This window comes from Streptomyces sp. NPDC037401, from assembly GCF_055602345.1.
The window spans coordinates 115,781-141,937 of record NZ_JBVJWO010000020.1; the positions used below are offsets into that span (position 1 = coordinate 115,781).

A 26,157-nucleotide genomic window follows, 5' to 3' on the forward strand; every position below is an offset into this window, starting at 1 on the left:
GTGACGGACCGGCCCAACCGGGTCTGTTCACAGGCGTGTTGCCCCCGCTAGGTTTCACGGCGTTCCGCAGTGAATTCAAGGGGAGGGTGAATGAGCAAGGCGCTCAGATGGCTGCTGTCGCTCGTGGTGCTCATCGGCACCGTGGGCGTGGCCGGCACGACGGCCGGAGCGGCCACCGCCGCCGGGTCCGCCGGCGGCCCGGACATCAAGGACCAGATCCTCGCGGTCCCGGGGATGAGCCTCATCGAGGAGAAGCCGTACCCCGGTTACCGCTTCTTCGTACTGAACTACACGCAGCCGGTCGACCACCGGAAGCCGAAGGGTGCCACCTTCCAGCAGCGGCTGACCCTGCTGCACAAGGACACCACACGCCCCACCGTCTTCTTCACCTCCGGCTACCACGTCAACACCGCGCCGCGCCGCAGCGAGCCGACGACCATCGTCGACGGCAACCAGGTGTCGCTGGAGTATCGATTCTTCACGCCGTCGCGCCCCGAGCCCGCCAACTGGTCCAAGCTGGACATCTGGCAGGCCGCGAGCGACCAGCACCGCCTGTTCGCCCAGCTGAAGAAGATCTACTCGAAGAAGTGGCTCTCCACCGGCGGCAGCAAGGGCGGCATGACCGCCACGTACTACGAGCGCTTCTACCCGCGTGACATGGACGGCGTCGTCGCGTACGTCGCGCCCAACGACGTGGTGAACAAGGAAGACTCGGCGTACGACCGCTTCTTCGCGAAGGTCGGCACCAAGGAGTGCCGCGACCGGCTGAACGCCGTCCAGCGCGAGGCCCTCGTGCGCCGCGCGCCGCTGGAGGCCAAGTACGCCGCCTACGCAGCCGAGAACGGCTACACCTTCACCACCGTCGGCAGCCTCGACAAGGCCTTCGAGGCCGTCGTCCTCGACTACGTCTGGGCCTTCTGGCAGTACAGCCTGCTCTCCGACTGCGCGACGATCCCGGACGCCAAGACCGCGACCGACGAGCAGATCTGGAACACCGTCGACACCATCTCGGGCTTCTCGTTCTACACCGACCAGGGCCTGGAGCCGTACACCCCGTACTACTACCAGGCGGGTACCCAGCTCGGCTCCCCGGACATCAAGCTCCCGCACCTCAAGGGCCTGACCCGGTACGGCTACCAGGCGCCGCGCAACTTCGTGCCGGCCTCCATCCCCATGAAGTTCCAGCCGCAGGTCATGCGCGACGTGGACCTGTGGGTGCGCAACAACGCCCGCCGGATGCTCTTCGTCTACGGGCAGAACGACCCGTGGGGTGCGGAGCCCTTCCACCTCGGATACGGCTCGCGTGACAGCTACGTGATGACCGCCCCCGGCGCCAACCACGGCGCCCGGGTGTCCCAGCTGACCGAGGACCAGCGGACGCTGGCCACCGCGAAGATCCTCCAGTGGGCGGGAGTGGCCCCGGCCGCCGTCCTGAAGGGCGAGCTCAAGGCCCGCCCGCTCGCCAAGGCGGACGCCAGGCTGGACAAGCGCGACCTGGAGCGCGAGCCGCAGCTGCGGCCGTGACCCCGGCGCACTGAATCCACCGGCCCCCGGGACCACCTGGTCCCGGGGGCCGGTGCGTTCACCAGGTCAGCCCGTGGCCCAGCGGGAAGCGGCCGGGCACCGGAACCGGCAGCCGGCCGGCGGGCGCGGCACGGCCCGCGAGGACGCGGGCGGCCGCCCGCAGCTCCACGTCCGTCCAGGCGTACGTGGCCAGGGCGGCCGCGGTGGCCGGCAGCCGGGCCGCGTCGTACGGGTTGCGGACGGCGAGCGCGACCACCGGCACGCCCGTCTCCACCAGCCGCCGGACCAGCAGGTGCTGCGGGGTCTCGCCGCCCTGCGCGCCCGCTTCGGCGACGTTGTACGTGAGCACCAGGACCGCGTCGCGGCCGCGGGCGGCCGTCACTGCCTCCGTGACGGCCTGCGCGGTGGGGGAGAGCCCCGTGGGCACCGCGGCGGCCGAGAAGCCCAGAGAGGTCAGCTCACGGGCCAGGACGGCGGTGGGCGGGCCCGTGGTGCCGCTGGGGGAGACCGGATCGGCCCCGGTGACCAGCAGGCGCGGCCGGGTCGCCGGGGACAGCGGCAGCAGCCCGTCCGGGTTCGTCAGCAGCGTTGTCGTGGCCGCGGCGATCGTGTCGGCCGCCGCGCGGTGGTCCGGGGCTCCGACCACGGCGTCCACCCGCCCGGCCGAGGTGAAGGGGGTGCCGAACAGCCCCCGGCGCGCCTTCAGTTCCAGGATCCGCAGGACCGATTCCTCGATCCGCGCCTCGGACAGTTCGCCCGCGCGCACGGCGGCCAGCACCGCGCCGATCGCGAGGCGCAGGTCCGGCGGGTTCAGCAGCTGGTCGCAGCCCGCCTTCAGGGCCAGCACCGGCACCCGGTCGTCCCCGTACTCCTGCCGGACGCCCGCCATGTCGAGGGCATCGGTCACCACGACGCCCCGGAACCCGAGGCGTTCGCGCAGCAGCCCGGTGACGACGGGCCGCGACAGGGTGGCCGGGTCCCCGGAGGGGTCCAGGGCGGGGAAGACGATGTGCGCCGTCATCACCGCGTCCACCCCGGCGGCGACGGCCGCCCGGAACGGCGGCTCGTCGAGCTCCTCCCACTGCGCCCGGGTGTGCTGCATCACGGGCAGACCGACGTGGCTGTCCGTCTCGGTGTCGCCGTGGCCGGGGAAGTGCTTGGCGGTGGCGGCGACCGAGGCGCGCTGGTAGCCGCGCACCTGCGCCGCGACGAGCCGGGCCACGGCGAGCGGGTCCGACCCGAAGGACCGTACGCCGATCACCGGGTTGGCCGGGTTGACGTTCACGTCGGCGACCGGGGCGTAGTCCTGGCGGATGCCGAGCGCGGCCAGTTCGGTCCCCGCGATCCGCGCCGCCCGCTCGGCGTCGGCGGCGGAGCCCCCGGCGCCCAGCGCCATCGCGCCGGGGAAGAGCGTCGCGGGCGCGCCGACCCGGGCGACGGCGCCGTGCTCCTGGTCGGTCGAGATCAGCAGCGGGACGGGCAGCCGTCCCGCGAACGCCGCCCGCTGGATGCCGTTCGACAGCTCCGCGATCTGGTGCGGGTCACGGGTGTTGTGCGCCCAGGAGAAGTAGATGATCCCGCCGACGTGGTACGCGGCGACCAGCTCGGCGGCGCTGCGCACCCCGAAACGGCTGAGGTTCGCCTCGGCGTCGGCGGGGTCGGGAGCGGTGGCGGAGTGCCCGTACACCCGGGTGACGAACAGCTGGCCGACCTTCTCCGCCAGGGTCATCCGCCCCACCAGGCGGCGCAGCCAGCCGGTCGGCGCGGCGGCCTGGTGCGGGCCCGCGGCGGAGGCGGCCCCGGCGCCCGTGACGGCGGCCAGTGCGGCCGCGGCGAGCAGGGTCCGGCGGGACGCGTGGTACGGCATCCGGGCACGCTACTGCCGGGCCGTGGCCGGTGTCCGGGAGACACGCCCGCGCCGGACGGGGGCGCCGCACCGGCCCCGGCGGCGCCGGAGGTCAGCGGGCCGGGGGCGGCCAGTGCTCCTGGAGGGTGCGCACGGCCTCGGTGATCGCGGGCCGGCGGGCGGCCCCGGTCCGCCACAGGGCGTACAGCCGGCGTACGGGGGCGGGCTCCAGGCGTACGGCCACCGCTCCGGGCGGCAGCGCGCCTGTGCCCAGCCGGGGCACGACCGCGACGCCGAGCCCCGCGGCGACCAGCGCGACGATGGTGTGGTTCTCCTCCGCCGTGTGGGCGATGTCCGGTTCCGTGCCCTCGGCCCGCAGCGTGCGCACCAGCCAGTCGTGGCAGACCCGTCCCGGGGGCTGGCACACCCAGCGCTGGCCGCCCAGCTCCGACCGGCGCACCACCGCGCGCCCGGTGAAGGGATGGCCCCGCGGCACCAGCAGGTCGCACCGGTCGTCGCCGATCAGCACCTGCTCCACCCCCTCGGGCGCGGGCAGCGGGGCGATGTCCCAGTCGTGGGCGACGGCCAGATCGGTCACCCCGCGGGCGACCAGGTCCACCGACAGGTGGGGGTCGACCTCCGTCAGGCGTACGTCCAGCGCGGGATGACGCTCCGCCAGCGAGGCGAGCACCCCCGGCAGCAGCCCCCGCGCGGCGGAGGCGAACGCCGCCACGGTCAGCAGCCCGCCCGGCCGGCCCCGGCGCTCCTCGATCGTGGTCTCGGCCCGCTCGACGATCGCCAGCAACTCCTGCGCCGTCGCGGCCAGGTGCCGGGCCTCCTCGGTGAGCGCGATGCCGCGTCCGCGGCGCTCCAGGAGGGTGGTGCGGGTCTCCCGCTCCAGCTTGGCGATCTGCTGGGAGACGGCGGAGGGGGTGTAGCCGAGGGCGGCCGCCGCGCCCGCGATCGAGCCGTGGACGGAGACGGCGTGCAGGGCGCGCAGCCGGGCGAGGTCGAGCATGGGGAAATCGTAAGCGTTGCTTCATTCGACGCGGAAGGAATTCGCGCTGGTCCTACACGGTCGCTGGGCCGATGCTCGGACCATGCGTCCCGTACACACCGCACTCGCCGTGCTCGTCGCCGCCGTCTGGGGCTTCAACTTCGTCGTCATCGAGATCGGACTCGACCACTTCCCGCCGCTGCTGCTGTCCGCCCTGCGCTTCCTGGTGGCGGCCGTGCCGGCCGTCTTCCTGGTGGGCCCGCCCAAGGTCGCCTGGAAGTGGGTGATCGGGGTCGGACTGGTACTCGGCGTGGCGAAGTTCGGGCTGCTCTTCACGGGCATGGACGCCGGGATGCCGGCCGGGCTGTCCTCGCTGGTGCTGCAGATCCAGGCCGTGTTCACCGCCGTGTTCGCGGCCGTGGCGCTGGGCGAGCGGCCCGGCCGGGTCCGGGTGACCGGCATGGCCGTGGCCCTCGCCGGCATCGCCGTCGCGGCCGCGGACGGGGGCACCTCCGGACCGGTGCTGGGCTTCACCCTCGTGGTGACGGCCGCCGCCTGCTGGGGGGTGTCGAACGTCCTCACCCGCAAGGCGTCCCCGCCCGACGCCCTGAACTTCATGGTCTGGGTGTGCACGGTCCCGGTGCTGCCGCTGCTGGCCCTGTCCCTGCTGCTGGAGGGGCCGGAGCGGGACCTGCGGGCGCTGCGCGCACTGGACTGGGCGGGACTGGGCGTGATCGGCTACGTGGCCTGGGTCTCCACGGTGTTCGGTTTCGGCGCGTGGGGCTACCTGCTGCGCCGCTACCCGGCCTCCTCCGTGGCGCCGTTCTCGCTGCTCGTACCGGTCTTCGGGATGTCCTCGGCGGCCCTGGTGCTGGGGGAGCAGGTCGGCGGGCCGCGCTGGACGGCCGCGGCCCTGCTCGTGGGAGGCGTGGCCCTGACCGTGTTCGGACCGTCGCGACCCTCGCGGCCGGCGCGTCCGTCGAGGCCGGGGTGCCCGTCGTCCTCGACGGACACCGGGCGGTCCTCGTCGCTTCCGGCGGCGGACGGCGCGGAGGTCAGTGCGGGGCGTCCTGCTGCAGGTGCAGCCGCCAGTCCTGACCGGTGAGGTCCACGCCGAACGACCGGTGCGGCTTCTCCGCGACCAGGGTGAACCCCGCCCGCTCGTAGAGGACGCGGGCGGAGGTCAGGACGTCGTTGGTCCACAGGACCAGCTCGCGGTAGCCGACCTCGCGGGCGAAGGCGACGGCGGCGTCGACGAGACGGGCGCCGATGCCCAGGCCGCGCCCGGCGGGGTCGACCAGGAGCAGGCGCAGCCGGGCGGTGCCGGGGGCGTCGTCCCGTACGCACATCACGGAGCCGACCGGGGCGCCGTCGAGTTCGGCGATCCAGACCCGTTCGAGGTGCGGGTCGTGGTCCTCGGCGAAGTCGGCGACGATACGGGCGACGAGGCCCTCGAATTCGGCGTTCCAGCCGAACTCCGCGGCGTACAGCGCGCCGTGCCGCTGCACGATCCAGCCAAGGTCACCCGGCTCGGGGTCGCGCAGTCTGACCGTGTCCACGGGGTGAGGATAGCGCGGCGGCCCCCTCCGGTCCGGCCCCCGGGCGCGACCGCCCGGAGGGCGTCCGGTCCGGCACGTCCGGCTAGTTCGGCGGTCCGGTTTCTTCCCGCCGCCGAGGATCTGGCCCAGCAGGTCGCCGAGCCCGCCGCCGAGCAGCCCGCCCCTCCAGGGTGACCACGCCCTGGAGGGGCGGCTCGGCCGCCCCGGCGAAGGCCTGGCGGGACTTCGGCGCCGTCCTCGTCGTCCGCCCCGGCGTTCTCCCGAAGGCCCCCCGTGAGGGTGCCGACGGTCGTCTGGATCATGTCGCGGGCGCCGTCGTCGTCGGTGCCGAGCAGCCCGGCGATCTCGCCGAGGCGGTCCTCGTCGAGCTCGTCGAGCACGGCGTTCTCAAAGGAATCTTCGGTCATGCCGGAAACGCTACGTCTGTCATGTTTTGGCGGCACCTTGGGTCAAGAAAAAATAAAACCGGAATCCGTGTGCAACCGTTTGGCCCGGTCGTGGGTCGTACATGGCGTCGGCACTTCCGGGAGGGATCCGGGGGGATCGGGAAGTCCGACGGGGGAGGGGTAACCGCGAGGGGGTTCCGGCCGCGAGGCCGGAACCCCCTCGATGTTTTCCACAGGCCGGGGCTGACTGTCCGTGCCCGGCGGTAACGTCGAGCCATGTCGAATCTGGCGGTGGTCGAGGGGGTACTCGAGCGGATCACCTACGCCAACGAGGAGAACGGCTACACCGTCGCCCGGGTGGACACCGGGCGCGGGGCCGGGGACCTCCTCACGGTCGTGGGGTCACTGCTCGGGGCGCAGCCCGGTGAATCGCTGCGGATGGAGGGCCGCTGGGGCTCCCACCCGCAGTACGGCAAGCAGTTCACCGTGGAGAACTACCAAACCGTCCTGCCCGCGACCATCCAGGGCATCCGCCGCTACCTCGGCTCCGGCCTGATCAAGGGCATCGGCCCGAAGATCGCCGACCGGATCGTGGAGCACTTCGGCACCGACACCCTCGACGTCATCGAGACCGAGCCGAAGCGGCTCGTCGAAGTGCCCGGCCTCGGGCCCAAGCGGACGAAGCTCATCGGCGCCGCCTGGGAGGAGCAGAAGGCCATCAAGGAGGTCATGGTCTTCCTCCAGGGCGTCGGCGTCTCGACCTCCATCGCGGTGCGCATCTACAAGAAGTACGGCGACGCCTCCATCTCGGTGGTGCGCAACCACCCCTACCGGCTCGCCGCCGACGTCTGGGGCATCGGCTTCCTGACCGCCGACCGGATCGCCCAGGCCGTGGGCATCCCCCACGACAGCCCCGAGCGGGTCAAGGCCGGGCTCCAGTACGCCCTGTCCCAGTCCACCGACCAGGGGCACTGCTTCCTGCCCGAGGACCGGCTCATCTCCGACGGGGTCAAGCTCCTCCAGGTGGACACCGGCCTGGTCATCGAGTGCCTCGCCGAACTGGCCGCCGACGACGAGGGCGTCGTGCGGGAGTCCGTGCCCGACCCCGCGGGCGGGCCGCCGCTCACCGCCGTCTACCTGGTCCCCTTCCACCGGGCCGAGCTGTCGCTGACCGCCCAGGTGCGGCGGCTGCTGGGCGCCGCGGAGGACCGGATGGCCGGCTTCCAGGACGTCGACTGGGACAAGGCCCTGGCCTGGCTGGCCCGCCGGACGGGTGCTGAACTGGCCCCCGAGCAGCGGGACGCGGTCAGGCTCGCGCTGACGTGCAAGGTCGCGGTCCTGACCGGCGGTCCGGGCTGCGGCAAGTCCTTCACCGTGCGCTCGATCGTGGAGCTGGCACGGGCCAGGAAGGCCAAGGTGGTGCTCGCCGCGCCGACCGGGCGGGCCGCCAAGCGGCTGGCGGAGCTGACCGGCGCCGAGGCCTCCACCGTGCACCGCCTGCTCGAACTGAAACCGGGCGGCGACGCCGCGTACGACCGGGACCGCCCTCTTGACGCGGACCTGGTGGTGGTCGACGAGGCCTCCATGCTCGACCTGCTGCTCGCCAACAAGCTCGTCAAGGCCGTGGCCCCCGGTGCCCACCTGCTGCTCGTCGGGGACGTGGACCAGCTGCCCTCGGTCGGCGCGGGCGAGGTGCTGCGGGACCTGCTCGCGGACGGCGGGCCGGTGCCCGCGGTCCGCCTGACCAGGATCTTCCGCCAGGCCCAGCAGTCGGGCGTGGTCACCAACGCCCACCGGATCAACACCGGCCTGCCGCCGCTGACCGACGGGGTCCCCGACTTCTTCCTGTTCGCCGAGGAGGACACCGAGGCGGCCGGCCTGCTGGCCGTGGACGTGGCCGCCCGTCGAATTCCGGCCAAGTTCGGGCTGGATCCGCGCCGCGACGTCCAGGTGCTCGCCCCCATGCACCGCGGACCGGCGGGCGCCGGAAACCTGAACGGCCTGCTCCAGCAGGCCGTCACCCCGGCCCGGCCCGACCTGCCCGAGAAGCGCTTGGGCGGCCGGGTCTTCCGGGTCGGCGACAAGGTCACCCAGATCCGAAACAACTACGAAAAGGGGGCCAACGGCGTCTTCAACGGCACGGTCGGCGTGGTGACCGCCCTCAGCCTGGACGACCAGCGGTTGACGGTGCGCACGGACGAGGACGAGGAGGTCACGTACGAGTTCGACGAGCTGGACGAACTGGCGCACGCTTATGCGGTGACGATTCACCGCTCCCAGGGGAGTGAATACCCTGCGGTGGTGATCCCGGTCACCACCGGAGCTTGGATGATGCTCCAGCGGAACCTCCTCTACACGGCAGTCACCCGAGCGAAGAAACTGGTCGTACTGGTGGGTTCCCGCAAGGCTCTGGGGCAGGCGGTGCGTACCGTTTCCGCAGGCAGGAGGTACACGGCGGTGGCGCCTAGGCTGTCCGGCCGTATACCGGTGGGAATCATCACCTAGGGTTTCCCCTTCCGGGCCGGAGGGGGCAGGATGTGCAGGTTGGCGGCACTCAGTGCCGCCGCAGGGCCCAAAGGCCGACCCCGAGTGCACTCTCCTGCGCCAAATGGGGGAAGGTAGAGGCAGTCAGGGCACCTCGAAGAAGAGGCACTACGTCGGTGAGGGATGACGTGAGCGACAACTCTGTAGTACTGCGGTACGCGGACGGTGAATACACCTACCCGGTGGTCGACAGCACCGTCGGTGACAAGGGCTTCGACATCGCGAAGCTCCGAGCCCAGACCGGTCTGGTCACCCTGGACAGCGGCTACGGCAACACCGCTGCCTATAAATCCGCGATCACCTACCTCGACGGTGAGAAGGGCATCCTGCGCTACCGCGGGTACCCGATCGAGCAGCTGGCCGAGCGGTCGACCTTCATCGAGGTCGCGTACCTGCTGATCAACGGCGAGCTGCCGACCGTCGACCAGCTCGCGTCGTTCCGCAACGAGATCACCCAGCACACGCTGCTGCACGAGGACGTCAAGCGCTTCTACGACGGCTTCCCGCGCGACGCGCACCCGATGGCCATGCTGTCCTCCGTGGTCAGCGCGCTGTCGACGTTCTACCAGGACAGCCACAACCCGTTCGACGACAAGCAGCGCCACCTCTCGACGATCCGGCTGCTGGCCAAGCTCCCGACGATCGCGGCGTACGCGTACAAGAAGTCGGTCGGCCACCCGGTGGTCTACCCGCGCAACGACCTCGGCTACGTCGAGAACTTCCTGCGCATGACCTTCTCCGTGCCGGCCCAGGAGTACGAGCTCGACCCGGTCGTGGTCTCGGCGCTCGACAAGCTGCTGATCCTGCACGCGGACCACGAGCAGAACTGCTCGACCTCCACGGTCCGCCTGGTGGGCTCCTCGCAGGCGAACATGTTCGCCTCGATCTCCGCCGGCATCAGCGCCCTGTGGGGCCCGCTGCACGGTGGCGCCAACCAGTCGGTGCTGGAGATGCTCGAGGGCATCCAGCGCAACGGCGGCGACGTCGACACCTTCATTCGCAAGGTGAAGAACAAGGAAGACGGCGTCCGCCTGATGGGCTTCGGGCACCGCGTCTACAAGAGCTTCGACCCCCGGGCGAAGATCATCAAGGCCGCGGCCCACGACGTCCTCTCCGCCCTCGGCAAGAGCGACGAGCTGCTCGACATCGCGCTCAAGCTCGAAGAGCACGCGCTGGCCGACGACTACTTCGTCGAGCGCAACCTCTACCCGAACGTCGACTTCTACACGGGTCTGATCTACCGGGCCATGGGCTTCCCGACCGAGATGTTCACCGTGCTCTTCGCGCTCGGCCGCCTTCCCGGCTGGATCGCCCAGTGGCACGAGATGATCAAGGAGCCGGGTTCCCGCATCGGCCGCCCGCGCCAGATCTACACCGGCGAGGTCCTGCGCGACTTCGTCCCGGTCGAGGCCCGCTGACCCGAGCCTCACGGGCTGCGGCACCGGCCGCCGGCCGGCCCGCCGCACCAGGCATGAGAAAAGCGCCCCGCCGTCGATCCCCCCACGGGTCGACGGACGGGGCGCTTTCCATTTCCCCGGTACGGATTCCCCCCACGGGACCCGAGCCGGGTGTCGGCGAGGAGCCGTGGCTGTGGCTCCAAGGGGTTGGTCTGCCGGGACCCGCACGTGCGGGAGGGCCGCTCAAAGCTCCCCGCGAGGCACGCGCCCCGGCCGGCAGACGCCCGGACGTCCCCCAAGACATCCGCCGAACGTCCCCCAAGACGTTCCTGGCGTCGCCTCATTAGACTCGCCACACACCCGGATGGTTACGCTGGTGTCCCTGTGATTTGTGTCTCTTGTGAAGGAACCGTGGCGGATGTGCGAAGGCCGCCCCCCTCGGGAGGCGGCCGGATGTCGCAGTGTCAGCGGAAGGACCGCAGCCGGAGGCTGTTGCTCACAACGAACAGCGAGGAGAAGGCCATTGCGGCCCCCGCGATCATCGGGTTGAGCAGTCCGGCGGCGGCGAGCGGCAGCGCGGCGACGTTGTAGCCGAAGGCCCAGAACAGGTTTCCCTTGATGGTGGCCAGCGTCCGGCGCGAGAGCCGGATCGCGTCCGCCGCGACCCTCAAGTCCCCTCGTACGAGCGTGAGATCGCCGGCCTCGATGGCTGCGTCCGTGCCCGTGCCCATCGCGAGCCCCAGGTCCGCCTGCGCGAGCGCTGCGGCGTCGTTGACCCCGTCGCCGACCATGGCGACCGTACGGCCCTGTGCCTGAAGCCGCTTGACGACCGCGACCTTGTCCTGCGGCAGCACCTCGGCGATCACCTCGTCGATGCCCACCTCGCGGGCCACCGTCTCGGCGACGGCGGTGTTGTCGCCGGTGAGCAGCACCGGAGTCAGTCCGAGGGCGCGCAGCCGGGACACCGCCTCCGCGCTGGTCTCCTTGACCGCGTCGGCGACGCTCAGCACGCCGCGTGCGGCGCCGTCCCAGGCCACCGCGACCGCCGTCCGGCCCGCCGCCTCGGCGGCGGCCTTGGCCTCGGCCAGCGGGGCCGGGAGGGTGATCGACCAGTCGGCCAGGAGCTGTTCGCGGCCCACCAGGACGGCGTGTCCGTCGACCACGCCCTGGACGCCGAGCCCGGCGACGTTCTCGAAGTTCTCCGGCACCGGCAGTGCCCCGGCCCGCTCGACCGCGCCCGCCGCGACGGCGCGGGCCACCGGGTGCTCGGAGGCGTGTTCCAAGGCGCCCGCGAGGCGGAGCAGTTCGCGCTCGTCGACGCCGTCGGCGGTGACCACCTCGTGCAGGGCCATCCGTCCCGTGGTGACCGTGCCGGTCTTGTCGAGGACGACGGTGTCCACGCGGCGGGTGGACTCCAGTACCTCCGGCCCCTTGATCAGGATGCCGAGCTGGGCGCCGCGCCCGGTGCCGACCATCAGCGCGGTCGGGGTGGCCAGGCCCAGGGCGCAGGGGCAGGCGATGATCAGGACGGCCACGGCCGCGGTGAAGGCGGCGGTGGGGTCGTCGGTGGCGAGGAGCCAGCCGGTCCAGGTGGCCAGGGCCAGCAGCAGGACGACGGGGACGAACACCCCGGAGATCCGGTCGGCGAGGCGCTGCACCGCCGCCTTGCCGTTCTGTGCGTCCTCGACGAGCCGCGCCATCCGGGCCAGTTGGGTGTCCGCGCCGATCCGGGTGGCCTCGACGACGAGCCTGCCGGAGGCGTTGACGGTGGCGCCGGTGACCGGGTCGCCCACCGTGACGTCCACGGGCACCGATTCGCCCGTGAGCATGGAGGCGTCCACGGCGGAACTGCCCTCGACGATCCTGCCGTCCGTGGCGATCTTCTCGCCGGGGCGGACGAGGAAGCGGTCGCCGACCGCGAGCCGGGCGACCGGGATGCGGATCTCGGTGCCGCCGCGCAGCACGGTGACGTCCTTGGCGCCGAGCTCCATCAGGGCACGGAGGGCCGCGCCGGCCTTCCGCTTGGAGCGGGCCTCCAGGTGGCGTCCGAGCAGGATGAGCGTGACGACCCCGGCCGCGACCTCCAGGTAGATGGTGGACGAGCCGTCGGTGCGCGTGACGGTGAAGTCGAAGCCGTGCCGCATGCCGGGCATTCCGGCGTGGCCGAAGAACAGGGCCCACAGGGACCAGCCGAACGCGGCCAGGGTGCCGACCGAGACCAGGGTGTCCATGGTGGCCGCGCCGTGCCGGGCGTTGGCCCAGGCCGCACGGTGGAAGGGGAGCCCGCCCCAGACCACGACGGGTGCGGCGAGGGTCAGGGAGAGCCACTGCCAGTTGTCGAACTGGAGGGCCGGGACCATGGCGAGCAGCACGACGGGGGCGGAGAGCAGGGCGGAGACGGTCAGGCGCAGGCGCGATGCGGCGAGCCCGGGGTCGGGCGCGGCGGCCCGGTCCGGCCCGGAGCCTACGGCCGCGCGGCCGTCCTCGGACCCGTCTTCGGACCCGTCTCCGGGCCGGGTGAGCTCGGCGGGCGCGGGCGGCGGCGGCGGGGCTTCGGCCGTGTAGCCGGTCCTGACCACGGTCGCGATCAGGTCGGCGACCTCCGTCCCCGCGGGGTAGGAGACCTTCGCCTTCTCGGTGGCGTAGTTCACCGTGGCGGTGACGCCGTCCATGCGGTTGAGTTTCTTCTCGATGCGGGCCGCGCAGGAGGCACAGGTCATCCCGCCGATGGAGAGTTCGATCTCGGAGGCGGGGCCGGGGGCCGTGGCCGTCGGTTCTTCGTGCACGGTGCTGCTGCTCATGTCCGAGCTCCAGGGGGAGGGCCGGACCGTACGGGACCGGTATCAGCCGGCCGGCACGGTCCGGCGGGAAACGCTGGGCGGACCCGCCGCGGGGCGAACCCGGGAAGCGGGCAGGATCAGGCCCGGCCGGTGAGCTCGTAGCCCGCCTCGTCGACCGCCGCGCGGACGGCCTCGCCGTCGAGCGGGGCGGCCGAGGTGACGGTGACCTCGCCGGTCGAGGCGACGGCCTTGACGGCGGTGACGCCCGGCAGGGCGGACAGCTCCGCGGTCACGGCGCCCTCGCAGTGCCCGCAGGTCATGCCGGAGACCCGGTAGACCGTGGTGACGGCGCCCACCTGGACCGTGGTCGCGCCGTCGTGACAGGAGCCGGTGCTGGAGCAGCAGGATGCGGCCGGCTGCTGGGTTTCCGTCTCGGCGGTCATTTCGTTCTCCTCGTGCAGGCGTTTGGGGCGTACGAAGTACGAAGTCAGTCGGCGGGAGGCGTCGGTCGGTTCCAGCGTCTTCCCGTTGATGACAACACTATACCCCTAGGGGGTATTCCTCGACATGGCTGCGCCCCTTCTGGATGGGCAACCACCTCGGACCGGATGTAAATGGGGCGTATGGCTGATCTCCCTGGCCGGGGACGAGATCCAGGCCGATCATCGCCATGGCGCTGCTGCTCGGCGGGCGCAGCCCGGGGGAGTCCACCATGCTGCTCGCGGTGTTCGGGCTGCTCGCGGCAGTCGCGGTGGGGCTCGGGGCCTTCGCCGCCGGGATGGTCGCGCGGCCGGTGCCGTACGGGGCCGCGCCGGAGAGCGGTGAGGTCGTGCTGCCGAAGATCGAGGCCGTGGGCTTCGGCTTCCTGGTGCCGCTGGTCGTCGCGATCACCATGCTCGGGGTCGAGGACGGCACGCTCGATCCCGGCGAGGCGGCGGCGCTGGTCGGCGCCGGCGTGGTGCCCGTCCTGGTCTTCCCGCTGCCGGCGCTCAAGTGCCGGGCGGGGGCCGGGGCGGCGGGCCGGCGGGGAGCCCCCGGGTCAGCGGGTCGGAGACGTGGTGACCAGCGGTTCCAGGTAGCGCAGCAGGACGGCCTTCAGCTCGGCCGTGTAGGCCTCCCGCTCGGCACCCTCGTGGGCCAGGATCAGGTCCAGGCCCGCCTTGAAGATGCCCAGGATCATGATCGAGACGCGGGTGAGCTGCGCGGGCGGGATGTCCGGGTCGAGCGTGTGCAGGACCCCCTCGACGCGTGTGACGAGGCCGGTGTGCAGTTCCTCGTGCTCCTGGGTGATGCCGGGGATCCCTGAGCCGTGCATGAGGGCCCAGAAGGCCGGGTTCTCGCAGTTGAAGGCGATGACCGGGTCGAGTACGGAGTCCAGCAGGGCGGGGAGCGGGAGCCGGAGGTTCTCGGGGAGGAAGGCCTGGCCGTGCATCTCGTGCGCGCGCTGGAGCAGCTGGCCGCCCAGCTCGATCGCGATGGCCTCTTTGTTCGGGAAGAACTGATACAGCGTGCCCGGCGAGACGCCCGCCTCGCGCGCGATGGCGTTCGTGCTGGCGGCGGCGTAGCCGTTGCGGCAGAACACGCCCGCCGCGGCCTCCAGGAGCTGGCTGATCCGGCGCTCCCCGCGCGCCTGGCGGCGGCGCGGCTTGGGGCTCTCCGGGGATGCGGCCTCCGGCACGGCGATTCCTTACTTCCCAGGGGTGATTGACAAACGCGAGCGGTCGCTCGCATTCTTGGAAAACGCGAGCGATGTCTCGTGTTTGCCATTCTATGGCAATGGACGACCCGCGCCCACGGGTCACGGTGAAGGGGACACCGAGGCATGTCCGAAGTCAAGAACGCCGTTCCGGGGGGTGGCTGGACCCGGTTCGTCACCGCACGGCCGAGGCTGTCGCTCCTGATCGCCCTGGTCGTCACCGCCCTCGCCGTGTTCGCCGGCGGCGGGGTCGCGGACCGGATGGGCAGCGGAGGCTGGCAGGACCCCGGCGCGCAGTCCACGTACGCCACCCAGGCCCTGGAGCGGGAGTTCCCCGCGTCCCAGCCCAATCTGCTGCTGCTCGTGGACGCCGGACCACCGGGCGCCGACGACCCCGGGGTGGCGGCCGAGGCCCGGCGGATCGCCGGCCGGCTCGCCGCCGAGCCGGGCGTCACCGGCGTCGGCTCCTACTGGCAGACCGGCTCGCCCGCCCTCCGCTCCGCCGACGGCCGGCAGGCCCTGATAGCCGCCCGCGTCTCGGGAGACGAGCGGACCGCCTCCGAGACGCTGGCCCGCATCGCCCCCGCCTACCGCGGCGCGCACGGCCCGGTGAAGGTCTCCCTCGGCGGACCGGTCGCCGTCCAGCGCGAGATGACCACCACCGTCCAGGAGGACCTGGTGCGGGCCGAGCTGATCGCCCTGCCGGTGACGCTCCTCCTGCTCGTCCTCGTCTTCGGCAGCGCCGTCGCAGCCCTGCTGCCGCTGCTCGTCGGCATCGTCGCGATCCTCGGCACCAACGCCGTCCTGCGCGGGCTCACCGAGCTGACCGACGTGTCGGTTTTCGCGATGAACCTCACCACGGCCCTCGGTCTCGGACTGGCCATCGACTACGCCCTGTTCATCGTGCGCCGCTTCCGGGAGGAGCTCGAAGCCGGGCGGGACCCGCGGGCCGCCGTCGGGGCCACGCTGCGCACCGCCGGGCGCACCGTCCTGTTCTCCGCCCTGACGGTCGCGGTCGCGCTCTCCGCGATGCTGCTCTTCCCGCAGTACTTCCTGCGCTCCTTCGCCTACGCCGGAGTCGCCGTGGTGCTGCTGGCCGCGGCCGCCGCCCTGATCGTGCTGCCGGCCGCCCTGGTGCTGCTCGGCGAGCGGGTGAACTCCTGGGACCTGCGGAGGCTGTGGCGGCGCGGGCGACCCGGGCGCTCCGGGGCCGCCGCCGACGGGGGAGCGGGCTGGGCCAGGACCGCGTCCCTGGTGATGCGCCGGGCCCCGCTCTTCGCCGTCGCCACGACCGCCGGACTGCTGCTGCTCGGACTGCCCTTCCTGGGCGTCCGGTTCGGCACCCCGGACGACCGCCAGCTGCCCTCCGGCGCCGAGTCCCACGTGGTGCAGCAGCACATCCGCGACGGCTTCCCCGGCAGCCCCGACGGCGAGCTGCGCGTCCTCGCCGAGGGGCCCGCCACCGCCGCCGCGTACGACGAGTACCGCGGGCGGGTGGCCGCGCTGCCCGGCGTGGCGCGCGTCGAGGGACCCGTGCGCTCGGGGGAGTACGCCTACTTCTCCGTCCTGGCCGAGGGCGAGGCGGTGGGCCAGGACGCCCAGCGGCTGGTCGGGGAGGTCCGGGCCGTCGAGGCGCCGTTCGACACGGCCGTCACCGGGCGGGCTGCCGTGCTGGTCGACTCGCGCGACGCCATCGGGGACAAGCTGCCCTGGGCCGCCGCGCTGATCGCGGGCGCCACCCTGCTGCTGGTCTTCCTGCTCACCGGCAGCCTGCTCATACCGGTCCAGGCCGTGCTGCTCAACGCCCTCAGCCTGACGGCCATGTTCGGAGCCGTGGTCTGGGTGTTCCAGGACGGCAACCTGTCCGGCCTGCTGGGCTTCACCGCGACCGGAGACATCGAGACCACCCTGCCGGTGCTGATGTTCTGCATCGCCTTCGGCCTGTCCATGGACTACGGCGTCTTCCTCATATCCCGCATCAAGGAGGAGTACGACCGCACCGGGGACCACGAGGGGGCCGTGCGCTCCGGGCTGAGCCGGACCGGTGGCCTGATCACCGCCGCGGCCGTGATCCTCGCGGTGGTGATGGTGGCCATCGGCACCTCGCGGGTGACCAACACCAAGATGCTGGGCCTGGGGATCGCCCTGGCCGTCCTGATGGACGCCATGGTGGTGCGCAGTCTGCTGGTGCCTGCGGTGATGAAGCTGACCGGCCGGGCCACCTGGTGGGCGCCCGGCCCGCTGCGCCGGCTGCACGACCGCTTCGGGATCAGCGAGGGCGGGCCGGCCGGGTCCGGGGTGCCGGAGTCGGCCGTGGAGACCGGGCCCGTTCCCGAGCGCGTCGGCTGACCCGGGGTCCGGCGCGGGGCCCTCCGCTGTGGCGGGTCCCGCCCGGCTCCTACTCCGGCTGGCGGCCCCGGTTGCCGGGGCGGCGGGCCACCCAGGCCCGGATGGTCTCGGCGTGCCAGTAGGGCTTGCCGCCCTCGACGTGGTCCGGCGGGGGGAGCAGTCCGTGCTTGCGGTACGAGCGCACGGTGTCCGGCTGGACCCGGATGTGGGCGGCGATCTCCTTGTACGACCACAGCTTTCGGTCGGTCATCTGCGGCACCTCCTTGTCCACGCCGCAGGGGCGGCCGGGAGGCCGTCGGGGGACCCGGGGCGCGGACGCTGACGATCACTCAGCCTGTGCCCGGAGAACGACAGACGGTGATACCTGGGGTGGGGCTGTCGACCGGCTGTGACGGAAGACCCGCGTAATGCGGATATGCGTGACACAACGCCGACCTCTGTGACACAGGTGGCACAGGGGTCGGACGAGGGTGGATGCGAAGGAAGGGGGAGGTATGTGGCGATCAGCGGTAGAGCGCGGGCTTCGCGGCCAGATCGACGGGTGTCCGCGCACCCGTGCGCAGGGCGTTCACCCCCGCCTCGCTGACGGCGGCCGCCGCGTACCCGTCCCAGGCGTCGGGGCCCTCGACCACGCCCCGCCGGGTGGCCTGCACCCAGCGCCGCAGCTGCCGGTCGTACGCGTCGGCGAAGCGGACCGTGTAGTCCTGGGCGATCTCACCGCCCCAGCGGCCCCCCGACTGGACGACCATCGCCGCGCCGTCGCCGATGCGCGCACTGCCGGACTCGCAGACCGCCTCGCACTGCACCTGGTAGCCGAAGCCGCAGTTGACGAAGATCTCGACGTCGACGATCACACCGCCGGTGGTCTCCAGCAGGACCAGCTGAGGATCCCGGAGCCCCTCGGGCGCCGCCGCGGAGGAGGCCGGGGAGAACACCGACACCGCCGCGATCTCCTGCCCCAGCAGCCAGCGGGCGACGTCCACCTCGTGCACCACCGAGTCGGTGACGAGCATCTCGGAGGTGAAGAAGGACGGCGAGGACGCGTTGCGGTGCCGGCAGTGCAGGAACAGCGGCCGGCCCAGGTCCCCGGTGCCGAGCAGGGCCTTCAGCTGCTCGTACTCCGCGTCGTGCCGGCGCATGAAGCCGACCTGCACCCGCCGCCTGCCCAGCCGCTGTTCCGCCTCCATCACCCGCAGAGCGCCCGCCGCGTCCGGCGTCAGCGGCTTCTCGCACAGCACCGGCAGGTCCCGCCCGAAGCACTGGAGCAGCGCTTCCTCGTGGGCCGGACCCGGCGAGGCGATCAGTACCGCGTCGACCCCGGGCGCCGCCAGCGCCGCGGCCGGATCGGTGTGCACGGAGCAGCCCTCCAGCCCCGCCCCGATCTCCTTGACCCGGTCGCCGTCCGGGTCGGCCACGGCCGCCACCCGTGCGCCGCTGATCATCCGGTCGATGCGCCGCACATGGTCCGCGCCCATCTTCCCGGTGCCGATCACGGCGATGCCCAGCATGCCTCCCACGCTTCCCCCTCCTCGGTCTTTTCGGTGGCTTCGGTGACCTTGCCGACTGCGGGTTCCCGTCCCCCGCCGCCGCTCAACGCAGGCCGCAGGAGCGCAGATAGGCGCGCGTGCGGCGGGCGATCGGAAGCGGCTGCTCCGGCGGGCAGGGGTACATGTCCTGCTCCACGATCGCGAAGAGATCGGTGCCCAGCTTCTCGGCAGCCGCGAGGACCGGCCCGAGCTCCGGCACCCCGGCGGGCGGCTCGCACATCACCCCGCGGGCCACCGCGGGGCCGAACGGCACGCCCTCCGCGATCACTTCGGCCAGGATCCGCGGGTCGACCTGCTTGAGGTGCAGGTAGCCGATCCGCTCCCCGAAGGTCTCGATCAGCTCGACGCTGTCGCCCCCGCAGTAGGCGTAGTGCCCGGTGTCGAGGCAGAGGGAGACCAGCCCGGGGTCGGTGGCGTCCAGGAAGCGCGTCACGTTCTGCGGGGTGTCGATGTGGGTGTCCGCGTGCGGGTGCACCACGATCCGCAGCCCGTACCGCTCCTGCACCTCCCGGCCCAGGCGCTCGGTCTGACCGGCCAGGTCCCGCCACTGGTCCGCGGTCAGCGTGCGGTCCTCGAGCACCGCGCCGGTCTTGTCGTCACGCCAGAAGGACGGGATCACCACGAGATGGCCCGCGCCCGTGGCCCGGGTCAGCTCCGCGATCCGCGACACGTGCGCCCAGGTCTGCTCCCAGACCGCCGGCCCGTGATGGAGTCCGGTGAAGACCGTCCCCGCCGACACCTTCAGCCCGCGCTTTGCGGTCTCGTCGGCGAGTCGTGCGGGATCGGTGGGCAGGTAGCCGTACGGGCCGAGTTCGATCCACTCGTACCCGGCTTCGGCGACCTCGTCGAGGAAGCGCTCCCAGCCGGTCTGCCGGGGGTCCTCGGGGAACCACACCCCCCAGGAGTCCGGAGCCGAACCGAGCCGAATGCGGGTCAACGCGGGCGGGGAGGAGGTCATACGGCCACCTTAGGCAGGAAGACGGACGGAAAGAGGGAGGACTGCTGTGACCACCGATCGGTTCGAGCTGATCACGATGGGCAGGATCGGGGTGGATCTCTACCCGCTCAAGACGGGGGTGCCGCTCGCCCAGGCCGATACGTTCGGGAAGTTCCTCGGAGGTTCACCGACGAACGTCGCCGTGGCCGCCGCCCGGCTCGGCCGCCGCACCGCCGTCATCACCCGCACCGGCGCGGACCCCTTCGGCGGGTATCTCCGGTCCGAGCTGCGGGGGTTCGGCGTCGACGACCGCTGGGTGACGGAGGTGCCCGCGTACCCCACGCCCGTCACCTTCTGCGAGATCTTCCCGCCGGACCGCTTCCCGCTCTACTTCTACCGCTTCCCCAAGGCCCCCGACCTGGAGATCCGCGAGGAAGAACTGCCCTTCGACGCCCTGCGCGCCGCCCGGGTCTTCTGGATGACCGGCACCGGACTGAGCGCCGAGCCGAGCCGCGGCGCGACCCTGGCCGCGCTGGAGGCCCGGGGCCGGGCCGCGGTCACGGTCTTCGACCTGGACTGGCGGCCGATGCTGTGGGACGGCGACCCGCACGAGCCCTACGCGCGCGCCCTCGCCCTGGCCACGGTCGCCGTGGGCAACACCGACGAGTGCGAGATCGCCACCGGCGAGCGGGACCCGGACGCGGCCGCCCGGGCGCTGCTGGCGGCCGGCGTCGAACTGGCCGTGGTCAAACGCGGCCCCGAGGGCGTGCTCGCCGTCCACCGCGACGGCACCCGCGCGGAACTGCCGCCCGTGGCGGTCGAGGTGGTCAACGGCCTCGGCGCGGGAGACGCGTTCGGCGGTGCGCTGTGCCACGGACTGCTGGCAGGCTGGCCCCTGGAACGGACCCTGCGGTACGCGAACGCCGCCGGGGCGATCGTGGCCTCGCGGCTCGCGTGCTCCACCGCGATGCCGGTCCCTTCGGAGATCGAGGAGGTGCTGTCGTGCCGGTGACCTCGGAACACGGCCTGGAACGGACCCGGCTGCGGATCCTGGACCTCGCGGCGGGCGAGACGTACGACTGGGCCACCGGGGACTGCGAGTGGATCGTCCTCCCGCTGTCCGGCGCCTGCACGGTCCGCTGCACCCGGGACACCCCCCACGACCCCCACGACCGCGAGGGCAGCGACGACAGCGGCGCCCCGGCGGAGTTCGCCCTGCGCGGGCGCGCCGGGGTGTTCGGCGGTGTCACGGACTTCGCGTACGTGCCGCGCGACGCGCAGGCCGGGATCGCGTCCCCCGACGGCGGCCGGTTCGCACTCGCCGGAGCCCGGTGCGAACGGGCCCTCGCCCCCCGGTACGGGCCCGCCGCCCGCGTGCCCGTCGAGCTCCGGGGCACCGGAAGCTGCTCCCGGCAGGTCAACAACTTCGCCGCGGCCGACGTGTTCGCCTGCGACCGGCTCATCGCCGTCGAGGTCCTCACCCCCGGCGGGAACTGGTCCTCGTACCCCCCGCACAAACACGACGAACACCACCCCGGCGAGGAATCCGAGCTGGAGGAGATCTACTACTACGAAGTCGCCCCGCACGGCACCACGCCCGGCGTCGGCTACCAGCGCGTCACGCCCTCCCCTCGCGGCAAGACCGACGTCCTCGCCGAGGTCCGCACCGGCGACGCCGTCCTGATCCCCGACGGCTGGCACGGGCCGTCCATCGCCGCGCCCGGACACGACATGTACTACCTGAACGTCATGGCGGGCCCGGGGGAGACCCGCGAGTGGCTCATCCGCGACCACCCCGACCACGGCTGGATCCGCGCCACCTGGCCGGGACAGCCGGTCGACCCCAGGCTGCCCTTCTACCGAGCGGAGGACGCACGGTGACCGCACCCCGCACCCGGCGGCTCACCACCGCCCAGGCCCTCGTCGCCTTCCTCGCCCGCCAGTACACCGAGCGCGACGGCCACCGGCACCGGCTCATCGCCGCGACCTGGGGGATCTTCGGGCACGGCAACGTCGCCGGGATCGGCCAGGCCCTGCTGGAGACGGGCCCGGAGGCCATGCCCTTCCTTCAGGGGCGCAACGAGCAGGCCATGGTCCACGCCGCCGTGGGCTACGCCCGCCAGTGCGGCAGGCTCTCCGCCCACGCCGTCACCACCTCCATCGGACCCGGCGCCACCAATCTCGTCACCGGAGCCGCCCTGGCCACGGTCAACCGGCTGCCGGTGCTGCTGCTGCCCGGAGACGTGTTCGCGACCCGGCCGGCCGACCCCGTCCTCCAGCAGCTGGAACACCCCGCCGCGGGAGACCTCTCGGTCAACGACACCCTGCGGCCCGTCTCCCGCTACTTCGACCGGATCACCCGCCCCGAGGCACTGGTGCCCGCCGCCCTCCAGGCCGTGCGCGTGCTCACCGACCCCGTGCAGACCGGCGCGGTCACCCTCGCGCTCCCCCAGGACGTGCAGGCGGAGGCGTACGACTGGCCCGAGGAGTTCTTCGCCGAGCGGGTCTGGACCGTCCGCAGGCCCCGGCCCGACCGCGCCGAGCTCGACGCGGCCACCCGCGCGGTACGCTCCGCCGCCCGCCCCCTGGTCATCGCGGGCGGCGGCATCCACCACAGCGCCGCCGAGCCCGCCCTGCGGGCCTTCGCCGAAGCCACCGGCATCCCCGTCGCCGTCACCCAGGCGGGCAAGGGCTCGCTGCGCCACGACCACCCCGCCGAGGTCGGCGGCGTCGGCCACACCGGCACGGCCACCGCCGACGACCTGGCCCGCGAGGCCGACCTGGTGATCGCCGCCGGCACCCGGCTGACGGACTTCACCACCGCCTCCGCCACCCTGTTCCAGGACCCCGGCGTCCGCTTCCTCGGCCTCAACCTGGACCCGTTCGACGCCCACAAGCAAGCCGCCCTGCCCCTGGTCGGCGACGCCCGCGAGAGCCTGGACGCGCTCCGCGAGGCGCTGGCCGGGTACCGCGTCCCGGACGCGTACGAACAGACGTACCGGCGGGCCAAGGCCGCCTGGGAGGCGCTGGTCGACCAGGCCTTCCACGCCCCGGACCCGCAGGCGCGGCCCACCCAGGCCCAGGTTCTCGGCGCCCTGGACGCCCTCGTCACCGACGAGGACATCGTGGTCAACGCCGCCGGATCGCTCCCCGGCGACCTCCACAAGCTGTGGCGGGCCCGCTCGCCGCAGCAGTACCACGTCGAGTACGGGTACTCCTGCATGGGCTACGAGATCCCGGCCGCCCTCGGAGTGGCCCTCGCAGCCCCCGGCCGGCCCGTGTGGGCCCTGGTCGGCGACGGGTCGTACCTGATGAACCCGACGGAGATCGTCACGGCGGTGCAGGAACGGATCCCGCTCAAAGTGGTGATACTGGACAACCACGGGTACGCCTCCATCGGAGGGCTTTCCGAGGCGGTGGGCGGCGAGCGCCTCGGCACCGACTTCCACTACCCCGGCCGCCCGCCGGGCGCCCCGAACGTGGACCTCGCGGCCAACGCCGCCTCCCTCGGGATGGCCGTGATCAGGGTCCGTACCGTCCGTGACCTGCGAGAAGCCCTCGCCGCGGCACGGGCGGCGGACCGGCCCACATGTGTCTACGCGGAGACGGAAACGCCCGACACAGTGTCGGGCCCGCCCCCCGCACAGGCGTGGTGGGATGTGCCTGTGGCCGAGACCGCGACCCGCATTCCGGCGGTCAAGGCCCGCGAAGAGTACGACCGGCAAGCCGCAGCGCGACGTCGCCATCTGTGAAGGAGTAGTCATGAAGACCGTCAACCACTGGATCGGTGGCAAGACCGTCGAGGGCGCGTCGGGCAACTACGGCCCGGTCACCGACCCGGCCACGGGCCAGGTCACGACGCAGGTCGCGCTCGCCTCGGCCGCCGAGGTCGACGCCGCGGTACAGGTCGCCCGCGAGGCCTTCACGACCTGGGGCCAGTCCTCGCTGGCCGCCCGCACCAAGGTCCTCTTCGCCTACCGCGCCCTGCTGGACGCCAACCGCGACGCGATCGCCGAACTGATCACCGCCGAGCACGGCAAGGTCCACTCCGACGCCCTGGGCGAGGTCGCCCGCGGCCTGGAGATCGTCGAGCTGGCCTGCGGCATCACCACCCAGCTCAAGGGCGAGTTGTCCACCTCGGTCTCCAGCCGGGTCGACGTGGCCGCCATCCGCCAGCCGCTGGGCGTCGTCGCGGGCATCACGCCGTTCAACTTCCCCGCGATGGTCCCGATGTGGATGTTCCCGCTGGCCGTCGCCTGCGGCAACACCTTCATCCTCAAGCCGAGCGAGAAGGACCCGTCGGCCGCCAACAAGCTCGCCGAGCTGGCCTCCGAGGCGGGCCTGCCCGACGGCGTGCTGAACGTCGTGCACGGCGACAAGGTGGCCGTCGACGCCCTGCTCGCCCACCCGGACATCGCCGCCGTCTCCTTCGTCGGCTCCACCCCGATCGCCCGCCACATCCACACCACCGCCTCCGCCAACGGCAAGCGCGTGCAGGCCCTGGGCGGTGCCAAGAACCACATGCTGGTCCTGCCCGACGCCGACCTCGACGCCGCCGCCGACGCCGCGGTCTCCGCGGCGTACGGCTCGGCCGGCGAGCGCTGCATGGCCATCTCCGCGGTCGTCGCCGTCGGCTCCATCGGCGACGAGCTCGTCCAGAAGATCCGCGAGCGCGCCGAGAAGATCAAGATCGGCCCCGGCAACGACCCCACGTCCGAGATGGGCCCGCTGATCACCAAGGCGCACCGCGACAAGGTCGCCTCGTACGTCTACGGCGCGGCGGCCCAGGGTGCCGACGTCGTGCTCGACGGTTCGAACTACACCGTCGAGGGCTTCGAGGACGGCCACTGGATCGGCCTCTCGCTCCTGGACAACGTGAAGACCGACTCGGACGCCTACCGCGACGAGATCTTCGGCCCGGTCCTGTGCGTCCTGCGCGCCGAGACCTACGAGGAGGGCGTGGCCCTCATCAACGCCTCGCCGTTCGGCAACGGCACCGCGATCTTCACCCGCGACGGCGGCGCCGCCCGCCGCTTCCAGCTGGAGATCGAGGCCGGCATGGTCGGCGTCAACGTCCCGATCCCGGTGCCGGTGGGCTACCACTCCTTCGGTGGCTGGAAGGACTCGCTCTTCGGCGACCACCACATCTACGGCAACGACGGCATCCACTTCTACACCCGCGGCAAGGTCGTCACGACCCGTTGGCCCGACCCGTCCGAGGCCCCGGCCGGCGTCGACCTCGGCTTCCCGCGCAACCACTGATCCCGGACCGTCCCGCACGCCCGGGGACCCCGTGACCGGACTGCTCGCCCCCGCAACCCTCACCGCGGGGGCGAGCCCCGTTTCCGGCCCGGCTCAGGGCGTGTGCGCCAGGTCCCGTCCGGGTGCGGCCCCCGCGGCCGCGGCCGCGTCCGCGCGCCGGTGACGGCTGCGTACGGCGCGGGCGGCGACGGCGCCGCCGCCCAGTACCAGCAGCACGCCCAGGGCTAGCCACGGCACCGCGAGGAACTCCGCCGCGCCCGTCTCGCCGAGGTCCGGGTAGGCCGGGTCGGTCGCGGTGACCTTCACCTTCACCCAGTCGAACTGCGGTGAGGCGGACCAGGGTTCGGTGAGCTCGATGCGCTGTCCGGGCAACAGCACCAGCCGCGGGTCCTTCGCCTTCCGGTCCAGCACCGTGCGCCCGAACAGGCCCTGCGCGCGTACGGAGACCTTCGGTGCGACGACGACGTTGCCGTGGTTGACCAGGGTGTACGAGACGGTGGCCCGCGCGTCCTTCGTCCAGGGCAGCAGCGGGGCGCCCCGGGTGACGCGGACGTTCTCCACACCGACGGCCGGGGTGAGCGGGCCGGGCACGCGGAAGTAGAGGCGCGAGCCGACCGAGCGCCGGACGCCGACCTGGACCTTGCCGTCCTTCCTGATGCCCTCGACCCGGGTGTTGAGCGCGACGATGCCGCCGACGTGGTCGCCGGGGCCCGCGTCCTCGGGGACCTGCACCGTGAAGGGGATGTCCTTGCGGCCCTTGGCCGGGACGGTGACGTCCCTGCCGGTCACGTCGGGCGGCAGTGTGACCCAGGTGCCCAGGTCACGGGGTTTCTGCTCGACGGGCAGCAGCGCGAAGGCGCCGCCCACCGGGGTGTTGACGGCGTCCGTGGCGAAGACCCGGAAGGTGATGTCCTCGGCGGACGAGTTGGTGATCGTCACGCTGTCGGAGACGGTCGCACCCGCCTCGCCCTGGTGGAAGAAGTAGGCGCGGTCGGTCATCGCCTTGCCCGCGGCGGGGGTGGGGAACACGCCCCACGTGCCGTTCCCGGCGGCCGCCGCACCGGTGGGCGCCGCCAGGCCGGCGGCGGACAGGAGCACGCCGAGGAGCAGGCCGTACAGAGGGGTGCGGGTGCGCATGGGCTCGTTCCTCGTTCTCCAGACGGGGCCGGGCGGGCCGACGGGGCCGGGCGGGCCGACGGGGCCGGGCGGGCCGGTGTGCCGTGCGGGCCGGACACGGGGCCGGGGGGGGGGGGGGGGGGGGGGGGGGGGGGGGGGGGGGGGGGGGGGGGGGGGGGGGGGGGGGGGGGGGGGGGGGGGGGGGGGGGGGGGGGGG

The 26,157-nt window shown here is 72.8% G+C and carries 19 protein-coding genes and 1 pseudogene; 9 read left to right on the plus strand and 11 right to left on the minus strand.

Annotated elements, in window-relative coordinates:
• The first annotated feature begins 90 nt into the window (after positions 1-90).
• Positions 91-1,524: a S28 family serine protease gene (locus tag ACZ7H1_RS22565; protein ID WP_470789036.1), complete on the plus strand. Its 1,434-nt coding sequence runs from the start codon at positions 91-93 to the stop codon at positions 1,522-1,524.
• Between the two features lie 58 nt (positions 1,525-1,582).
• On the opposite strand, the gene ACZ7H1_RS22570 is transcribed toward ACZ7H1_RS22565, so the two are convergent.
• Entirely contained in the window at positions 1,583-3,391 is a 1,809-nt protein-coding gene (locus ACZ7H1_RS22570) for a glycoside hydrolase family 3 protein (RefSeq protein ID WP_470789038.1), read from the minus strand.
• A gap of 91 nt (positions 3,392-3,482) precedes the next feature.
• Positions 3,483-4,388 (minus strand): LysR family transcriptional regulator, encoded by a 906-nt coding sequence (locus ACZ7H1_RS22575; protein WP_470789040.1) that lies wholly within the window; start codon positions 4,386-4,388, stop codon positions 3,483-3,485.
• Between the two features lie 82 nt (positions 4,389-4,470).
• On the opposite strand from ACZ7H1_RS22575, the gene ACZ7H1_RS22580 reads away from it, so the two are divergent.
• Complete coding sequence (locus tag ACZ7H1_RS22580) at positions 4,471-5,472, plus strand: EamA family transporter (RefSeq protein ID WP_470789042.1); 1,002 nt, start codon at positions 4,471-4,473, stop codon at positions 5,470-5,472.
• Here ACZ7H1_RS22580 and ACZ7H1_RS22585 read toward each other — a convergent pair.
• A pseudogene (locus ACZ7H1_RS22585) lies at positions 5,423-5,917 on the minus strand (GNAT family N-acetyltransferase); the annotation flags it as partial. The gene ACZ7H1_RS22580 and the pseudogene ACZ7H1_RS22585 overlap by 50 nt on opposite strands.
• 671 nt (positions 5,918-6,588) lie before the next feature.
• Here ACZ7H1_RS22585 and recD2 point away from each other — a divergent pair.
• Complete coding sequence (gene recD2 / locus ACZ7H1_RS22590; protein ID WP_470789044.1) at positions 6,589-8,817, plus strand: SF1B family DNA helicase RecD2; 2,229 nt, start codon at positions 6,589-6,591, stop codon at positions 8,815-8,817.
• 167 nt (positions 8,818-8,984) lie between these two features.
• Complete coding sequence (locus tag ACZ7H1_RS22595; RefSeq protein WP_470789045.1) at positions 8,985-10,274, plus strand: citrate synthase; 1,290 nt, start codon at positions 8,985-8,987, stop codon at positions 10,272-10,274.
• A gap of 443 nt (positions 10,275-10,717) precedes the next feature.
• On the opposite strand, the gene ACZ7H1_RS22600 is transcribed toward ACZ7H1_RS22595, so the two are convergent.
• The 4 genes from ACZ7H1_RS22600 to ACZ7H1_RS22615 all read right to left on the minus strand — a co-directional run bounded on the left by ACZ7H1_RS22600 (position 10,718) and on the right by ACZ7H1_RS22615 (position 14,711).
• The gene (locus ACZ7H1_RS22600; RefSeq protein ID WP_470789047.1) at positions 10,718-13,054 is read right to left on the minus strand and encodes a heavy metal translocating P-type ATPase; all 2,337 of its coding nucleotides are present in this window, start codon (positions 13,052-13,054) and stop codon (positions 10,718-10,720) included.
• A 116-nt stretch (positions 13,055-13,170) separates the two neighbouring features.
• Positions 13,171-13,476 (minus strand): heavy-metal-associated domain-containing protein, encoded by a 306-nt coding sequence (locus ACZ7H1_RS22605; protein ID WP_470789048.1) that lies wholly within the window; start codon positions 13,474-13,476, stop codon positions 13,171-13,173.
• Between the two features lie 97 nt (positions 13,477-13,573).
• A complete protein-coding gene (locus tag ACZ7H1_RS22610) occupies positions 13,574-14,026 on the minus strand; it encodes a hypothetical protein (RefSeq protein WP_470789050.1) in 453 nt (150 codons plus the stop codon).
• 46 nt (positions 14,027-14,072) lie between these two features.
• Entirely contained in the window at positions 14,073-14,711 is a 639-nt protein-coding gene (locus ACZ7H1_RS22615; RefSeq protein WP_470789051.1) for a TetR/AcrR family transcriptional regulator, read from the minus strand.
• A gap of 144 nt (positions 14,712-14,855) precedes the next feature.
• Here ACZ7H1_RS22615 and ACZ7H1_RS22620 point away from each other — a divergent pair, with 144 nt between their 5' ends.
• Positions 14,856-17,078 (plus strand): MMPL family transporter, encoded by a 2,223-nt coding sequence (locus tag ACZ7H1_RS22620; protein ID WP_470789052.1) that lies wholly within the window; start codon positions 14,856-14,858, stop codon positions 17,076-17,078.
• Positions 17,079-17,127: 49 nt separating this feature from the next.
• Here the strand turns inward: ACZ7H1_RS22620 and ACZ7H1_RS22625 are convergent, their stop codons facing one another.
• The 3 genes from ACZ7H1_RS22625 to ACZ7H1_RS22635 form a co-directional block, all read right to left on the minus strand.
• Positions 17,128-17,328, minus strand: a complete 201-nt coding sequence (locus tag ACZ7H1_RS22625; protein WP_470789054.1) for a helix-turn-helix transcriptional regulator — start codon at positions 17,326-17,328, stop codon at positions 17,128-17,130.
• 253 nt (positions 17,329-17,581) lie between these two features.
• Positions 17,582-18,586 (minus strand): Gfo/Idh/MocA family protein, encoded by a 1,005-nt coding sequence (locus ACZ7H1_RS22630; RefSeq protein ID WP_470789069.1) that lies wholly within the window; start codon positions 18,584-18,586, stop codon positions 17,582-17,584.
• 82 nt (positions 18,587-18,668) lie between these two features.
• Positions 18,669-19,583 carry a sugar phosphate isomerase/epimerase family protein gene (locus ACZ7H1_RS22635; RefSeq protein WP_470789056.1) on the minus strand — a complete coding sequence of 305 codons (915 nt, stop codon included), beginning with the start codon at positions 19,581-19,583 and terminating at the stop codon, positions 18,669-18,671.
• Positions 19,584-19,659: 76 nt separating this feature from the next.
• On the opposite strand from ACZ7H1_RS22635, the gene iolC reads away from it, so the two are divergent.
• The 4 genes from iolC to ACZ7H1_RS22655 are packed head-to-tail and all read left to right on the plus strand — an operon-like array spanning position 19,660 to position 24,824.
• Complete coding sequence (gene iolC, locus ACZ7H1_RS22640; RefSeq protein ID WP_470789071.1) at positions 19,660-20,574, plus strand: 5-dehydro-2-deoxygluconokinase; 915 nt, start codon at positions 19,660-19,662, stop codon at positions 20,572-20,574.
• Complete coding sequence (gene iolB, locus ACZ7H1_RS22645; protein ID WP_470789057.1) at positions 20,565-21,443, plus strand: 5-deoxy-glucuronate isomerase; 879 nt, start codon at positions 20,565-20,567, stop codon at positions 21,441-21,443. The genes iolC and iolB overlap by 10 nt, the downstream gene beginning before the upstream one ends.
• The gene (iolD, locus tag ACZ7H1_RS22650; RefSeq protein ID WP_470789059.1) at positions 21,440-23,314 is read left to right on the plus strand and encodes a 3D-(3,5/4)-trihydroxycyclohexane-1,2-dione acylhydrolase (decyclizing); all 1,875 of its coding nucleotides are present in this window, start codon (positions 21,440-21,442) and stop codon (positions 23,312-23,314) included. Before iolB ends, iolD begins: the two co-directional genes overlap by 4 nt.
• A gap of 10 nt (positions 23,315-23,324) precedes the next feature.
• Positions 23,325-24,824 carry a CoA-acylating methylmalonate-semialdehyde dehydrogenase gene (locus ACZ7H1_RS22655; RefSeq protein WP_470789060.1) on the plus strand — a complete coding sequence of 500 codons (1,500 nt, stop codon included), beginning with the start codon at positions 23,325-23,327 and terminating at the stop codon, positions 24,822-24,824.
• Positions 24,825-24,917: 93 nt separating this feature from the next.
• Here ACZ7H1_RS22655 and ACZ7H1_RS22660 read toward each other — a convergent pair whose 3' ends face one another.
• On the minus strand, positions 24,918-25,961 hold the full coding sequence (locus ACZ7H1_RS22660; protein ID WP_470789062.1) for a WxL protein peptidoglycan domain-containing protein: 1,044 nt from the start codon (positions 25,959-25,961) through the stop codon (positions 24,918-24,920).
• Positions 25,962-26,157 lie beyond the last annotated feature (196 nt).

Excerpts from the sequence above, each read along its gene's own strand:
- ACZ7H1_RS22630 (WP_470789069.1), bottom strand. The coding sequence starts at position 18,586 with ATGCTGGGCATCGCCGTGATCGGCACCGGGAAGATGGGCGCGGACCAT.
- ACZ7H1_RS22575 (WP_470789040.1), bottom strand. The coding sequence starts at position 4,388 with ATGCTCGACCTCGCCCGGCTGCGCGCCCTGCACGCCGTCTCCGTCCAC.
- ACZ7H1_RS22605 (WP_470789048.1), bottom strand. The coding sequence starts at position 13,476 with ATGACCGCCGAGACGGAAACCCAGCAGCCGGCCGCATCCTGCTGCTCC.
- recD2 (WP_470789044.1), top strand. The coding sequence starts at position 6,589 with ATGTCGAATCTGGCGGTGGTCGAGGGGGTACTCGAGCGGATCACCTAC.
- iolC (WP_470789071.1), top strand. The coding sequence starts at position 19,660 with ATGGGCAGGATCGGGGTGGATCTCTACCCGCTCAAGACGGGGGTGCCG.
- ACZ7H1_RS22620 (WP_470789052.1), top strand. The coding sequence starts at position 14,856 with ATGTCCGAAGTCAAGAACGCCGTTCCGGGGGGTGGCTGGACCCGGTTC.
- ACZ7H1_RS22635 (WP_470789056.1), bottom strand. The coding sequence starts at position 19,583 with ATGACCTCCTCCCCGCCCGCGTTGACCCGCATTCGGCTCGGTTCGGCT.
- ACZ7H1_RS22580 (WP_470789042.1), top strand. The coding sequence starts at position 4,471 with ATGCGTCCCGTACACACCGCACTCGCCGTGCTCGTCGCCGCCGTCTGG.
- ACZ7H1_RS22625 (WP_470789054.1), bottom strand. The coding sequence starts at position 17,328 with ATGACCGACCGAAAGCTGTGGTCGTACAAGGAGATCGCCGCCCACATC.
- ACZ7H1_RS22600 (WP_470789047.1), bottom strand. The coding sequence starts at position 13,054 with ATGAGCAGCAGCACCGTGCACGAAGAACCGACGGCCACGGCCCCCGGC.
- ACZ7H1_RS22570 (WP_470789038.1), bottom strand. The coding sequence starts at position 3,391 with ATGCCGTACCACGCGTCCCGCCGGACCCTGCTCGCCGCGGCCGCACTG.
- ACZ7H1_RS22660 (WP_470789062.1), bottom strand. The coding sequence starts at position 25,961 with ATGCGCACCCGCACCCCTCTGTACGGCCTGCTCCTCGGCGTGCTCCTG.
- ACZ7H1_RS22565 (WP_470789036.1), top strand. The coding sequence starts at position 91 with ATGAGCAAGGCGCTCAGATGGCTGCTGTCGCTCGTGGTGCTCATCGGC.
- ACZ7H1_RS22655 (WP_470789060.1), top strand. The coding sequence starts at position 23,325 with ATGAAGACCGTCAACCACTGGATCGGTGGCAAGACCGTCGAGGGCGCG.